Annotated in this window: 12 protein-coding genes; 2 read left to right on the forward strand and 10 right to left on the reverse strand. The window is 59.8% G+C overall.

Annotated elements, in window-relative coordinates; translation table 11 throughout:
* Nucleotides 1-261: 261 nt before the first annotated feature.
* The 7 genes from JO015_07405 to JO015_07435 all read right to left on the reverse strand — a co-directional run bounded on the left by JO015_07405 (nucleotide 262) and on the right by JO015_07435 (nucleotide 8,217).
* Entirely contained in the window at nucleotides 262-2,376 is a 2,115-nt protein-coding gene (locus JO015_07405; protein ID MBV9998925.1) for an ADP-ribosylglycohydrolase family protein, read from the reverse strand.
* A gap of 76 nt (nucleotides 2,377-2,452) precedes the next feature.
* A complete protein-coding gene (locus JO015_07410; GenBank protein ID MBV9998926.1) occupies nucleotides 2,453-3,553 on the reverse strand; it encodes a DUF2961 domain-containing protein in 1,101 nt (366 codons plus the stop codon).
* A 28-nt stretch (nucleotides 3,554-3,581) separates the two neighbouring features.
* Entirely contained in the window at nucleotides 3,582-4,445 is an 864-nt protein-coding gene (locus JO015_07415; GenBank protein ID MBV9998927.1) for a carbohydrate ABC transporter permease, read from the reverse strand.
* Nucleotides 4,438-5,301, reverse strand: coding sequence for a sugar ABC transporter permease (locus tag JO015_07420; protein MBV9998928.1), 864 nt, complete (start codon nucleotides 5,299-5,301; stop codon nucleotides 4,438-4,440). The genes JO015_07415 and JO015_07420 overlap by 8 nt, the downstream gene beginning before the upstream one ends.
* Before the next feature lie 92 nt (nucleotides 5,302-5,393).
* On the reverse strand, nucleotides 5,394-6,809 hold the full coding sequence (locus tag JO015_07425; protein MBV9998929.1) for a sugar ABC transporter substrate-binding protein: 1,416 nt from the start codon (nucleotides 6,807-6,809) through the stop codon (nucleotides 5,394-5,396).
* A 28-nt stretch (nucleotides 6,810-6,837) separates the two neighbouring features.
* Nucleotides 6,838-7,038, reverse strand: coding sequence for a hypothetical protein (locus JO015_07430; protein MBV9998930.1), 201 nt, complete (start codon nucleotides 7,036-7,038; stop codon nucleotides 6,838-6,840).
* A gap of 234 nt (nucleotides 7,039-7,272) precedes the next feature.
* Nucleotides 7,273-8,217 (reverse strand): SGNH/GDSL hydrolase family protein, encoded by a 945-nt coding sequence (locus tag JO015_07435; GenBank protein MBV9998931.1) that lies wholly within the window; start codon nucleotides 8,215-8,217, stop codon nucleotides 7,273-7,275.
* Between the two features lie 197 nt (nucleotides 8,218-8,414).
* Here JO015_07435 and JO015_07440 point away from each other — a divergent pair, with 197 nt between their 5' ends.
* Complete coding sequence (locus JO015_07440) at nucleotides 8,415-8,741, forward strand: hypothetical protein (protein ID MBV9998932.1); 327 nt, start codon at nucleotides 8,415-8,417, stop codon at nucleotides 8,739-8,741.
* 666 nt (nucleotides 8,742-9,407) lie between these two features.
* Here the strand turns inward: JO015_07440 and JO015_07445 are convergent.
* Both JO015_07445 and JO015_07450 read right to left on the reverse strand, forming a co-directional pair.
* Nucleotides 9,408-10,019, reverse strand: a complete 612-nt coding sequence (locus JO015_07445; protein ID MBV9998933.1) for a universal stress protein — start codon at nucleotides 10,017-10,019, stop codon at nucleotides 9,408-9,410.
* 246 nt (nucleotides 10,020-10,265) lie between these two features.
* Nucleotides 10,266-10,637, reverse strand: coding sequence for a hypothetical protein (locus JO015_07450; GenBank protein MBV9998934.1), 372 nt, complete (start codon nucleotides 10,635-10,637; stop codon nucleotides 10,266-10,268).
* A 158-nt stretch (nucleotides 10,638-10,795) separates the two neighbouring features.
* Here JO015_07450 and JO015_07455 point away from each other — a divergent pair, with 158 nt between their 5' ends.
* Complete coding sequence (locus tag JO015_07455) at nucleotides 10,796-11,878, forward strand: glycosyltransferase family 2 protein (protein MBV9998935.1); 1,083 nt, start codon at nucleotides 10,796-10,798, stop codon at nucleotides 11,876-11,878.
* A 71-nt stretch (nucleotides 11,879-11,949) separates the two neighbouring features.
* On the opposite strand, the gene JO015_07460 is transcribed toward JO015_07455, so the two are convergent.
* A complete protein-coding gene (locus tag JO015_07460) occupies nucleotides 11,950-14,205 on the reverse strand; it encodes a hypothetical protein (protein MBV9998936.1) in 2,256 nt (751 codons plus the stop codon).
* Nucleotides 14,206-14,503: the final 298 nt, after the last annotated feature.

Raw genomic sequence — 14,503 nt, forward strand, 5'->3', positions numbered from 1 at the left:
ATAGCCCAGAAGGGGCGTTAGAACATGACCCAGGGTTTACCCTGGGTAACCGTAAAATCACGATGAGCCCTGAAGGGGCGGCAGAGGGCGCCGCTCCCTCCGGAGCAGAGGTTAACCGCGGCCACTGCGTCTCCGAACCCCGAACCCCGACACCCGACACCCGACACCCGACACCCGACACCCGACACCCGTTACCCGTTACCCGTTACCCGTTACCCGTTACCCGTTACCCGACACCCGTTACCCGTTACCCGTTACCCGTTACTCGCCACCCCGGACCTCGAGCTGGTCGCTCATGATCAGGCCTTCTTCGCAGATGAATGCCACCCCGCCCGAAGCTAACGGCGAGCCGGCGTCCTGCAGGCTGAACATTTCCTCGTCGTTTACCGACCCGACGAGGTTTGTGCCGCTTATCTCGAGCGCAAGCCTGTATGGGCATTCCCGCTGCCAATCGAACGGCCGTTCCGCCAGCACCTGAATGCCATCGAAAGACCTTATAAGCTGCAACCGTTGACCCGGGCCGAGCAAAAGCGCGTAGTAACGCAGGAGGCCTTGGACCCGGGCGGCCAGACCGAACGACTTGGCGAGCCGGGCGGTGATGGTGGCCTCGACACCGTAATCTTTCCAGTCTCGTGAACCCTGGATGAACAAGCCGGTTCCGCGCCCCTGGCAAAGGTGAAAGGCGGCGGCCCACCGCGTGTCTGCGTGGTCGAACGCATTGATCCAGGCGCGATGCCACATGCTGCCGCCCGTTTCCGGACGCCGAAAAGTGGTGACCGGCGCTCCTTTCCAGTCGGCGTAGTCGACGTACACCGTACCTTCGGCGCGCAACGCGGAGTTCAGTTCAAAGCCGAACCGGGCGATCGGTGCGCCGCCGGTTTCTTCAATCCGCCACGCTGGTTCGCCGGAGTCGCCGGGATGGATGGTCAACTCCGGTCCATACCGGCGCGAGAGCTGATCCTGGCCGTTGTAGAACGCGATGAACGGCGAGACCCGGACTGCGCACGAGTTTGCCGGGCCGGCTTCCAGCCTTGCCCTGACGATCTGGCCAGGGAAAAGGGTCGGGGATGCCATCAGCGTGTAGTGGCTGTACCCTTTTGCATCGGGCGGGATGAAAGTGGGGGTCGAAATGCGCGCGCCACGGCCTTTCGCCAGATGCTGAAATTCCCACGCGAGGCTGCGACGACCGTCTTTGCTATGGCCAGGCACGTTGCGCAGCGTCGTAAGGGCGGAACCGCCAGCGGGAGGCTCCACCTCGAACCCCTGGAGCGCACCCGGCAGCTCGAAATGGAATCGCGCCCCCTGTTTCGGATTTTCGATCGGTCCGGCTTGCTTCAGTTCGCCGGCGATCCGGCAGATTTCGTACGTCTCGCGCACCGCGTCGGTGATGCCGCGTCCGCCGTCCGCCGTCGAAAGGTAAAGCCGGTCAGCCACGGGAGAACGGAAGTCCGGACCATCCTCGATTCCGGCCAAACCGTTCCTGATGCCCATGAGGCATCCGACGTTGCCCGCGTTACAATCGGTGTCCCAGCCTGACGTGCAGGCGATCATGAGTGCCCGCTGAAAACTGTCCTGAGCATAGAGGAGACTCAGGATGATGAGGGCGTGATTGGGCACCACGTGACAGTTTCCACCGAATTTATCGTACCCGTAGGTTCGTTCGATCCGCTCCCGGGTCAGCCGCCAGTCGCCGTCTTTGGCGCTCCAATCGCGAACGTCCTTGACCAAACGGTTGATCAGAGAATCGGGCGGCACGCAGGAAAGGCCCGTTTCGAGAAGGTAATCCAGGCGCTTTTCAACGAACGCCTGCGCTTCCATCGCGGCGAGGAGTTGCGCGGCGTAAATCGCCTCGCCGTCATGGCTCACGGACGCCGCCTTGCCGGCCAGTTCTGCGGCCAGCGCCGGGTTGCCCGGTGCGGCCAGTGCCCAGCCGTCGATAAAAATCTGCGCGCCGATCTGTTCCGCCACGACCTTTCCGTTCATGGCGATCGAGCCGCTCCGCGGCGCCGGGATTCCGGACTTGAGCCGCAGGAACGCGGTGTGTTCGGTCGAGTTTCCGAAGCCGCCCCACCACAAAATGCTCCTGTTCTCGACGATGTAGTTAAGCCAGGTACGGCCGATCTGCTCCGCGCTGATCGAACGCTGAAAGCCGTGATCCGCCAGGGCGCGCACGAAGGTGAACGTGCCCGACAGATCGTCATCCGCGACCACCAGCGGTACGTTCAGCCGGTCATGGACGTAGTACCAGACCTCGCCCAGTTCAGCCTGAATCCGGCGGTGCGTCCACCCTTCAAATGGACGCCCGAGGTAGACACCGATGATCTTACCGAGAACTCCGGCGTACACGCGTTCGACATAATCCTGCGGATCTGACATAGGAAAGTAAGCAGACGATCCACGATCGATGACTCACGCCGCCAGTGACCGGAGCACCGGACCGCGCGGCCTCAGTTCACGTCACCTCGAGGTAGTTGAGGCCGGCGAGCGCGGGGAAGGGGGCATGCGGTTCGGCCTGATACCAGAACGCCGTGGAAGCGACGTCATCCTGCAAAGGCAGATATCGCCGATGGCCCTGCAGCGTCGATCGCCAGCCAAGCGCCTGGATGGTCGCCCGGAGATCCTGGTGAAACCGGACCGGATCCATGACGTGCCAGCGGTACATGCCAAACCGTTGCTGGCTCTGGTACAAACCATCCGGCTTGATCACCTGCGGCAACCCGGAAAAAGGTGACGAGAACACGCCGTACTGGCCCATCGGGTGTTCAAAGTTCCACGCACCGCCGAAGTAATCTTCCGTTCCCGTGCCGCAGATGGTGGGCCAATCGGTGTCGCCGTCAAGGTAGAACTTTATCTCACCTTCGCCCCACCAGCCGGTGCTGTGAACGCCCCAGGCAAGGTAGGTTCCGACGTAGTGCCCGTCGCCGCGAACCCCGTCCAGGATCGTATGGACGTGCTTGTAAGGAATGGGGTTGGTTCGCCGCCACTGCGCGTGAAAGTAAGCCCGATCCGGACTCACCTCCGTCAACGTGTAATCGATCTGGTAGTAAAACGCTTCAACCGCGTCCGGGCTGAGGTTCTCGAGCGTGATCCGCGCACCGGCCCGGAACGGCATCTCCCAGTAGCTGTTGAATCCGCCCGCCGGGTTGACCGCGACCGGCAATGAACTGACGTTGGCGCGCACGCACCAGCCCTGGCAAAAAAAATCGCCCAGCGGAACCTCCACTGACGCGGTGGATTCTCCGTCCCAGTACATCCTCAAAATGAGATGGCGCCAGTGTTTCGGGTGTACCGTCAACCAGATGTGCTGGATCGCGCCGGACCCTTCAATCTGCGCCAGGGTTACCGTGCCCGCCCCTGCAATTGAAATGCTGGGCGAGACTTTCCAGCCTTGGCCGAGTTCGCGGGCCGGCACCGCTCCCGTGCCTTCGATGGCCATTCCCCCCTGGCCTTTGGCGCCGGTGAAGTTTTCAGCGCTGATGGATCGCGTTTGTGCCCGCGAGAGGCGAGCCAGGTTGCCGAGCGACATATCTAACCCGTTAAAGGTAGGTTCCATAAGCAGTGTGAGGGGGGATCCGCGGGCGTCACTTCAGGCCGGACGTCTTTATGGACTCGATAAGCTGGCGCTGGAAGAAGAAGAACAGGAGCAGCGTCGGAAGCGCCACGATGGTCGACCCGGCCATGATGTAATTCCACGAGGAGGTATACTGTTGATGAAAGCTGGCGATCGCAATCTGCACCACCCACAGGTTCTGATCGGTGGTGATCGTCAGGGGCCAGATGAACGCATTCCAGTTGGCCAGAAAAAAAAAGACGGCCAGTGCCGCCAGGATCGGCCGGCTCAGCGGCAGGATGATATTCCAGTAGATCCGCCAATAGCTGGCTCCGTCAAGGATCGCTGCTTCCTGCAGTTCCATGGGTATGCTGATGTAAAACTGGCGCAGCAGAAAGATGCCGAACGCATTGAAGATCGCGGGGATGATCAAGCCCGCATAGCTGTTCAGCATGCCGAGCTGGCGCACCAGCATGAATAAAGGCACGATAATCACCGGCAGGGAGACAAGGAAGGTCGAAAAGATGACCAGGAAGATCGTCTCCCGGCCCGGAAACCTGAGCCGGGCCAGGGCGAAGGCGGCCATGGAATGAAAGAAAAGCGCCAGGATCGTGATGGTTCCGGAAACAAAAAAGCTGTTGAACATGTACCGGAAAAACGGCAGCTGCGTGAAAACATAGTGGAAATTCGCGAGGGTAGGCTGCGCTGGCAGCAGGTTGGGGCTGAAAGTCTCACCGGGTCCCTTGAAAGCCGCCGCGATCATCCAGACCAGCGGCGATACGGTCGCGATCGCGAGTACGGCCGTGCCGCCAAACAAGAGCATCTTCGAGAGCCGGCGGGGTGAACCTGCGCCGTTGATCGGCCGAGCCGGCGGCTTGACGGGAGATTCAGGCATAATGGAAGCGGCCGCCCCTGGTGGCGATGAAAAGGAGGATGGTGATCGCGAGAAGAATCAGGACCAGGACAGACGCCATCGCGGCGGCGTACCCATAATTATTGAACTGAAACGCCTGCTGGTAGATGTAGAAAATTACCAATGACGTTGAGTTGGCAGGGCCGCCCTTGGTCATAACGTAAATCAGGTCAAACCCCTGGGACCCGGCCACGGCGGAGACGACCGAAACGAGCAGGACAAAAAAGCTGGTCGGCCGCAGCATCGGCAGCGTGATGCGGGTAAAGGTAGCCCAGGCGCCCGCCCCATCGATCCGAGCCGCGTCGTAGTATTCTTGTGGTATTTCCTGCAGGCCGGCCAGGAAAAGAATCATGTAATACCCCATGAGGAACCAGATCGTGACCAGGAGAACCGATCCTAACGCGAAGCGGGGATCGCCCAGCCACGAGTGACCGGGAAAGCCGGCCGTTTCCAGGAGGCGGTTAATAAAGCCTATTTTGTCGATCAACAGCACCTGCCAGACCAGCCCGATGACGACCAGGCTGATCACGTTAGGGACGAAGAACATGCTGCGGAACAGGCCGACAAAGGGAATTTTTTGCTTCACCAGCAGCGCCAGGGCTAAACCGGAGACATACAAGCCCGGCACGAGAATCACGACGTAGGTGATCGTGACCCACAGGCTTTTCAGAAACAAAGGGTCCTTGAACATCCGGGCGTAATTAGCCAGCCCGATAAATCTGTACGTGCCGAAGCCGCTGACGGAGAAAAAACCGAGCCCCAAGGAGAAGAGCATGGGGAAACCGACGAACACGGCGAGTCCGAGCACGTCAGGCAGAATGAAGAGCCAGGCGATCATCGCCTCCCGCTGGCTGCGGGTGAACCGGCCGCGACGTGGCCGCGGCCGGGCCGCCGGGTCCTGACGCAAAGCGTTTGTGGACACGGAGGGATTCACTTTAGCGGAGCGCCGGAGTACCCTGCCAGGTAAGCGTCTATATTATCGGAAGCCTGGGCCGCTTGCTGGTGTGGATCGGCCCCGGCAAGCTGGCATGCCTGGATGGCGTCGGAAACCGCTTTGTAAACTTCAGGCGGCACGCGCGGCTCACCGCGGCCCGTCGGGAAAATGTCGTCTTTGAATATCTTCATCGGGCCACTGGCGTAGCCGCCGGCCGCCGTCGCCTTTTCGAGCGCGGATTTCCGTGGCGAAATGTCGCTCTTGGCCTTGATGCACCAGTCAACCACCCGCTGGATCGAGTCGTCGCTCATCGAACCAAGCGCCCAGACGCAGAATTTGGCCGCCGTCTCGGGATCCTTGCCTTTCGCGTTGGCGACAAACGCCCAACCGCCCAGGTCCGTTTTGGGTTGTCCGTTGGGAGGCGTCGGGCACGGAAACACCCCGTACTCGAAGTTCGGGGCGTTTTCCCGGAGCGCGCTGATGCCCCAGATCCCGACGTTTTGCAGCGCGCAATAGCCTGCCCCCAGGTTGGCGGCGATATCCGGCCCGCCAAATCCGAGTGCACTTCGCGGCGAGACCCCCTGCTTCACGGCGTCCTGCCAGAACTTAAGCGCTTGCACGGACGCTTCCGAGTTGAAGGCGCTCTTTCTTCCGTCGGGAGTCACCATGTCGCCTCCACCCTGCCAGAGAAACGGGTACCAGCTGAAGTTCTGGTAGTAGCCGGGCGTGGTTTCAAAAACGCACCCGAACTGGTTGCCTTTGGTTAGCTTCTTCGAGACCTCCAGCAGTTGTTCCCACGTTTTCGGCAGATCCGCTTCCGAGAGGCCCGCCGCGGCAAACGCCTTCTTGCCGTAATACATCGCCATCGGCTCCACCTCCATCGGCAGACCATAAATCTTCCCGTCAACGATCCGGGTCTCCATCACGTTCTCATAAAAGTCCTTTTTCGCCGCATCCTCCATGTACGGCGTCAGGTCTACCAAAACGCCCCCGTTGTAATAGCGCAGGAAATCGCCGGGACTGATGATGAAAATGTCGGGCCCCTGCCCCGAAGCGAAGGCGGTCTGGAGCTTCGACCCGTTCATGTACTCGCCGTTGGGCACGTACTGGAGTTCAACCTTGACGTCGTGCGAAGTGTTCCACGCATTGGCCATATCTTCCCACCACTTACTGATTGAGTTTGGCTGTCCCGCCGGCGCATAGAACTGCCAGAAGGAAAGTTTCTTCACCGCGGCAGCTTTGACGTGGATATTGAAGGGCGAGAAGACCGAGGATACCGCGGCGACAACCGCGACCTTGCCGCTGCGCTTGAGAAGTTCGCGACGCGTGATTGCCCCTGGCGCTGAATCGCCGATGGCACGATCGTCGTTGTGGGCGTGGGCCTGGGGATCTGAGTGTTCTGTGTATGGCATAATCTACTGTTGAGTACATGTGTTTCGCTCAAGACCGGACAGCGGCCCGCTCCGTCACCCGCATGCTGGCCTGCTCAACCTGCACGATCGAGCTCCGTTTGATGACAAAATCCGGCATCTTGCTTAGGTCGCAGTCCCACTGAGCATGGGTCGCGCGAGGCGCTTGAGCCGACCTGGAGGGCGCGGCGCCACGCAGCCCAACGCCGGGGGGAACCCGTCGAGCGCGCATGATAAGAACCAGATAATGGGTGAACCTGCGGCCGTCGAGTGATTTTCGCCGCCGCGACTCAAAACGAGCGGGTTGTGGTCCCTCAGGGGCGTCGCCCCGTACCGGGCAGGTTTAACCGGCGGCACGGCGGCCAAAAGAACCGGGGCGGCCATATTCATCGAGACGCCGCGCCGGGTCGGACCCGAGCCCCCTCGAAAATTCCCATCGAACGAGGCCCGGGGCCGGAAGCAGGCGTCATGGATAAAAAGCTAACGTGCCGCCGGGAACGGCGTTGCCGCCCGTAATGGCTTCATAAAAGAATTCTGCAAGGAGCATATGCACCCCCTGGGTCGGATGGAGGCCGTCGAAGAATACATAGTCATCCTTGTTCATGTCCCCTCCGCCGGTGCTCGGATCGAGGGCGTACCCCGAGCTGTTTGAAAACCCGTGCTTGCCGGGGTTGTTCACCACGTCATATAAAAGCGGGTTCATGTCGACCAACTCCAGCTGAATTCCGAGGACCCAGGCCAAAAACGGCGCGCTGGTTTGCAGGCCGGTATTAACGGCGCTCACAAAATTTTTCGCAGCCAAGGCCAAGCCTGCCGCCTTCACACTGGGTGCCACCGAGACGTCGGGCACCGTCACGAGTACACACGCCCTGGCGCCCGCCTCCCTGAGTTGAGCGATCCCGGCGGCGATGCCGGCAACGGTTATATTGGGATTACGGTTGCCTGCAAGGAGGAAATCATCCGCGCCGATCCAGATCAGGTAAAGGTCATTGCCGGGGATCCGCCCCCCGTGCTCCGCCACGAAGGCGCTGATCTGGACGGTTAGCGGCGTAGACGACGTCGAAGCTGAGTGCACGACAGGGGACGACGTTGAACCTCCGACGGCAACGTTGGTCCCGCTGACGGGATCCGCGAAAAAAGGCGTGATCGGCTGAGGCAAACCCGCAATCGATGGGAAATCATCCACCCAGATCGGGCCGTCGCTCCAGCGACCCTCATAATAAGGTCCCGTACTAAGTGGAGGGCCCGCCGGAGTCTGGCCGTTGGTCAGGAAATATGCATTTCCATTGTCGGAGAGGCTGTCCCCGAAAATAACCAACTGATTGAACTTACTCAGGTCGAACGCGTCCGCGGGGGGCACTTGCAGAATGCAGCCTGCAAACCAAAACACAAGCCATGCGAGCTTTTTCATCAATCGCTATCTCGCAGGAACATCCCCGGCCGCGCTTTAGAATTAACCGAAAATGGCCGAAAACTGTCGTCGATCCGGCCTCCATCGCAGGTTGGTGCGCCGGTTGCCCGATCGGTTCGATGCTTGCCCCGGAGAGTTATAGGGCAGCGCCGCATCTTGACGGGGGCGGGTCAGCGGGTTTTTTTTGTGTTTTCCCCATGGGCGTAGACCGTATAACCCTTCTCGCGCACTTGTCGTTGGCCCGGACGCCGGAGGCTTGCAGTTGGCGGGAATGGAAAGAATGGGTGCATGGTCCGCAATTCAATCCATGTTTGGCGCGGGAACCGTTGGACGATTGGCAGGTGGAACTCGCGTTTACCGGCATCTGGAGCGGGCCCCGGTGGGAGAAGCCGAAGTTTTTCAAAGTAGTAATCTTCCATCCGGAACACTCCGGCCTCTGGGGTGCGTACGAAACCTACGAGCAAGCGCGGCGGGCCATGCGCCAAGCCCTCGAGGAGTGCTGGCGCCGGGCGCAAAAGAGCTGACCCGGCATGGATTGCGGGCACGACGACTGAGTTCACACGGTCACACGGCGGCCGCAGCGGGGTGGCGGGCACGACGACTGAGTTCACACGGCGAACACGGCGAGCCACGGCGAACACGGCGAGAAGAGGAAAGAGTTCGGAGTTCGGAGTTCGGAGTTCGGAGTTCGGAGTTCGGAGTTCGGAGTTCGGAGTTCGGAGTTCGGAGTTCGGAGTTCGGAGTTCGGAGTTCGGAGTTCGGAGCGGCAGCATGGGCGCCGCCTGTCGGTGTCAAGTCCCGCAGCTGGGATTCTTTTTCTGCGTTCTTCTGCGTGTTCTGCGGATGATTCCTGTCTTTCCGCCGTGGCTCGCCGTTCGAGGCTATTGCTTGGGAGATGGGCTACCCTGAGTCTCCGGGGGCGATGCCGTCGCGGGACTGCTCGCCGGGCTGTTCTGTTGTTCCGGCCCCTGAGTCTGGGGGGAGGTAATGGGCGACTTGCTGCAGCCGCACACGAACATAACTACGCAGGTCGCCGACAATCTCAACAGGGTGCTTCTCATGGTTTCGTTGCTTCGGTGTTTCTGACGATCGCATTCCAGGAGCGGAGAGGACTTGCACCCCTCCGTTGCCCCTTTCCGATCTCGCCGAGCAGCGGCATCCGTCACGGCGCCCGCAAGAGAGTTCCAGGTCTAACCTGGGTAATGTTCCCCAGGAGCCGGTTCCACGACCAGAACAGGGCAGGGGGCACCCTCGACCGCTTCATCCCGGCCGCGCCCGCCCACCAGCGGCACAAACCGGCCAAAGAGGACTGCGGGCAGCACGAGAAGGTCCGCGCCATGTTGGGCTGCCGCTTGGAACACTTGTTCCGGCAGTCGGGCGCTTACCGTGCACATGCCCACCTCCGGACAGCGTTGACGGATAGCCCAGAGCAAGCCGAGCAACGCCAGCCTTACCTGGTTCGGGTCGGGCGTTTCCAGGGAATCGCTCGTCCAGAAAGCAGGATCAGAACCGAGGTTGCCGCCGTGCATCAGCGTGAGCCGGGCATTGAAACGTTCGGCCAATTCAATCCCAAGGTCGATTGCCCCTTGGGAATCGGGATGCCGGTCAGCCAGCAGCAGGATATGATCCACGCTCGGTGAACATCCGCTGATCCATTGTTGGCCGGCCACGGCGTGCAGCAGCGGCGACAGGGCATTCTTCGGAGGAGAGGCAAGTTGCATAAAGGGGAAAAAATCCTGTTTCAGTGCAGTGAAGATCCGGTTCAGGGCGTCTGCCCGCCACTCGATTATCAGCGCACTCACAGGTATAAATTACAATAGTTATTGTTAATATGAAACATTAATGGTTCGCTTTCGCCCGGTTGCGGCCCGGTGATTGATTCAGGCCTTAGCCCTGGGGTTCGGTTCAGTCATTCTTTCATTATTCCGGCCCTGCCAATACCACGGCCAGGCCTGCCGGTTCCGGTGCGGGCAGCCCGTAAACGCGGCTATGCGACGGTAAATCCCTTGCACAGCAGCGACGTTACCTTCACCAAAGATCGCCGGCTCTCAATTGGGCTTTCTTCGACGCCCACCTAAGGAAAAGTCCTGATTTGGCTCGCGACGGCCCAAGGCGTCCCAAACCGGGAAAACCTCCTTGCAGGACGTGGCGCACCGGGCGGTCAGCAACGTCGTTTGCCGGCGAGCCTGCCGGCTGAGCCGGTATCGAGCGTGCCAGTTACGGAAATCCGTCAACGCGTTAAATTCGAATTCCTGGCCGTTTCTGAGCTGCAGAGAGACGCTGTAGTGATCCGTACTCCATTGTTTTCGGCTGAATACGGTTCCGGTAAAGCGCCTGTCCTGGTCCAGCACGTGCCTTGTCTTCAGACATTCCTCGTACGTCATGAGCGTGACGACACTTATAGCCGAATAAGTGTTCAAGTGAACACATTTTTTCGGGAATCTGGCGCGCATGCCTGGACGCGCAAGCCCCTTGCCGCGCGCGAGGCGCTCGCTGCCGGACCGGGAAATTTGCTTTTCCGATGAGTTCAGTTAATCACGTGCAGTTAAACTCCACGTTCTCAGACAAAAATACGGTTATGGAAATCATACGATCCTCGGACGAGACGTTCGCTTTGGAAAAACAGGATCATAAGTCCATTGCCGAAAACACGGATGAGGTGCGGTTGTTCCTGGTCGTCTGCAATGAAATAACCAAGCTGCCTTATTTCTTCGCCTATTACCGAAACCTCGGCGTCGGGCGCTTTTTCGTGGTGGATGATAGATCCGATGACGGGTCACGGGAGTTTCTGCTCGATCAAGCGGATTGCCACCTTTTCCATCCCACAAATTCTTATCAGGATTCCAAGTACGGGGCGCACTGGCAGGATCTGCTGTCGGATACGTACGGCACCGGTAGCTGGTGTTTGGCGGTGGATGCCGACGAACTGCTTGTTTATCCTGACTGCGAGAAGATAGCGCTTCCCTCCTTTTGCGAATATCTGGACAGTGAAGGCAGTGCAGCGTTTTTTGCCTTCCTGCTGGACATGTATCCGAACACGGACTTGTCTGAGGCGATTTGTGTTCCCGGCACGCCTTTTCATGATATCTGCCCGTTTTTCGACACCGACTATGCATTCATCGGGTCAGGGACAAGCGACGGCATCGATGAGCTTCCGCCGATCCGGGTGATCGGTGGGCCGCGCATGAGGAAATTTTATCCGCGGCAGAGGCGGACCGGCTTTTTCAGTAAGGCGCTGTTGACCTTCAGCGTCCGGTTGGCCAACCGGTTACACTTCTGGCGTGGTGATAAGCCTCACTATGCGCCCGCCCTGATGAAGGTCCCGCTGGTTAAATGGCAGTCAGGTTGTAAGCGATTGTCGAGCCACGTCATTGCGAAGCCGAAACAAGGGGCGCTGTCGTCGGTGACGGGGGCGCTTCTGCATTTCAAATTCTTTGCCGATTTTCACGCGAAGGCAAAGTCGGCCGTAGCGAGCGGGCAGCACTATAATGGATCACAGGAGTATGCGCGCTACCTTGCTCACGTCAGCCGGGACCCCGGCCTTTCGTTCATGTACAGCGGCAGCCGTCGTTACGTTAACAGCGAGAGTCTTCTGCGGGCGGGTATCATCAAAGCGAACGCAGGCTTCGCATCGTATGCGCGTGCTCGTGATCGAAGGTGAACCCCGCCTTGCGCCGCACATCACGCGGGCATTGGCGCGTCACGGCCGAACACGATGATGCGAAAGGTTTGTCAGGCGGAGGCAACGCCCGGCAGCCTTTGCCTTCCCGCGGGGACCCAGATTGATAGCACGTAGAAGAGGATTGCGAGGAGCAGCAGGTATCGGAAACCGATCAGCATCGAGAAGGATTCGCTGAGGCCGCCGACGACCGAGCCGGCGATATTGGAGCCGAAAGCCAGGTCGGGATCGGCGACCTCACGGAACGAGCGCGCGAAGATGACGCCTGAAAAGAACATGGGCCCGAGCGCGAGCGCGCACGGGAAGACGTAATGCCGGAACCATCCGCCGCCCACAAAAGCATCCATCGGCGTGAACACGCCGATACCGAGGAAAATGAGTAATCCGGCATAGTGCCACGCCGGATGAATCTGCCTGGTCCTGAGCACGTAGAGGTTGGCAAGCAGAATCATGGCGAGGACCGTGAAGAAGACGAGCGAGTTTACCAGCCAGGTGCTGCCGAATAAGAGCGCAAATTGAACCACCGCCTTGGTTTCAAGCAGCATGAAGGCTGCCCCGAGCCAGAACAAGCGACTGTGTATCTGCGGCGGACGGCCCTTGTTTTTCGGTAGAAAGATGTAGACGAGGGCCACACCTAACGTGCCCAGCATGAGCATCGAACGGATGGTCAGGTTGGGGATCGTTCGGTCGTGCAGGTAGAGGAATGGCCAATCATCGCTCGCGGCCAACGGTGTGCCCTCATCATGTACGAGTTCGGTCGGCGCGATCCTGAGCCACCCGGCGCGCAATTCCGGCGGCAACCGGTCCGGTTGAATGGTGAACCCGTCGATGCCGGTATTTCTCGGCGGGACCGAGTTCAGCCAGAAGGTGCCATGCTGTTTGAAGGCCTCGGCCATCGACGGGTTGCACGTCGTGATCACCATCGTAAAACCAGCGCGGTCGGATGACTTAAGCGTCTCAAGGTGGGGCAGGCTTAGCACGATCGGCTTGCACCCCCAGACGGACTCGGCCATCGCGGCCACTCGCTCGACGATCCAGCCCTGCCGGAAATAGTTGTAGGTGACGAAGACGCCATCCGGCCGCAGCACCCGCTTGATGTCGGCAAATGCCTGGTTCGTAAACAGGTAGCTTTCCAGGCGAATGCTTGCATAGCTGCTGTGGAGGATCAGGGAATCGACCAGGGCGTAGACAACCAGGTCGTATTTTTGGCCGGTCGTGCGCAGGAAATGTCTGCCGTCGTCGAGATGCCGAAGGGCGCGGGAATCCTGGTAAGGATGATCTGCGTTCTTGCGGATGCCGATATCCTGGATCACGGGATCGATTTCCACCGCATCAACCCGGTTGACGCCGAGACGCAAGGCGTGATCGAGATCATTGCCCGAGCCGGCGCCGATGATGAGCACGTTTTGAAACGGCTTGGCGCCGCTGTTTCGCTGCAGCAGGTGGATGAGCGAGTAGATCCCGCCGGCCTTGTCGAACGGCACCATTTCCTGGTGGTCGATGGTATTCACCGAAATGGAGTTATCCTTGCGAAGGACTGCATAGTAAGGCGACCAGCGCGTTTCGTAACCCAGGCGATCGCCGGCGACGCCGGGCGCAACAACGCCTGTCAGCAGCGCGATAAGCGCCAGGATGCGCCGCCCGGTTAGCGCTCGATCCTGGTAAAGCAGATAGCCGATACCGGCGCAAGCCACCGCGAACCAGACGAGAGGCGGTGCCTGCAGAAAAGACAGGACAGAAAATCCGATGATGCCGGCGATGCTTCCACCGATGTTCAAGGTGTAGGCCATGACCCGATTGGGGTAGGCGTCGAATGCTCGCCCCAGCACCTGCCCCAGCCCGACAAACATCAAGGCGACAAGAATGAAGAACACCGCCGCAATGAATTCCACGGGAACGGTGAACTGCGCCACATCCGGGTTGCGGTATTCGGTTCCGAAGAAGACCACTTGCGGTGAGGCCTGGTGGCCGACGTCAATCGCCAGCCCGCTCCAACATTGATAGATGGCCCGCATCGCGAGCGCAGCCAACACCGTTAAGAGGGCCAGCCACGGAAAAATCCTGAGCCAATCCCGCTTGGCGCGCGCAGCCAGGCAGCCGCACGACATGCCCAGGAAAGATGCGATCAGAACGACGTTCGTGAAAAACTGCAGGAAGACGACAGCGAAGGCGAACCAGCGAATGCAGGCCAGCTCCAGGAAGAGCACGAGGAAGCCGGCCAGGAAGAGATTCGCGCCGTGCATCCTTTTGCTGGGGGGAGCACCGGCAACCGTCGGCCTTTCAAAGAGCGAAGCAATCTGACCTAACATTATAAATGTGTGTTCTAAAATCTACGCAAGTTCTACAGCTTGAAGATTGCTGCCATGCCCTACACGGATTGGAACCATGACAAAGGAGGCAACCGGGGTGAGCCGGGCCGATTAGATTTCCAAAACCGTCCCTTGTCAACCGCCAAGCGGGCTACGACGCCGGTGCCTGGGCGGCCCGGTGCTGCCCGTCATGATGACCGGTGACACCGGAATGGTCTGGGATCGAGGGCATTTTGCGCGTGGCGAAGCACCCCGTGCAACCGGCGGTTTGCCGGCTGAATTTCTCGCTCGGGGCAAG

The organism is Verrucomicrobiota bacterium, assembly GCA_019247695.1.
GTDB lineage: Bacteria > Verrucomicrobiota > Verrucomicrobiia > Chthoniobacterales > JAFAMB01 > JAFBAP01.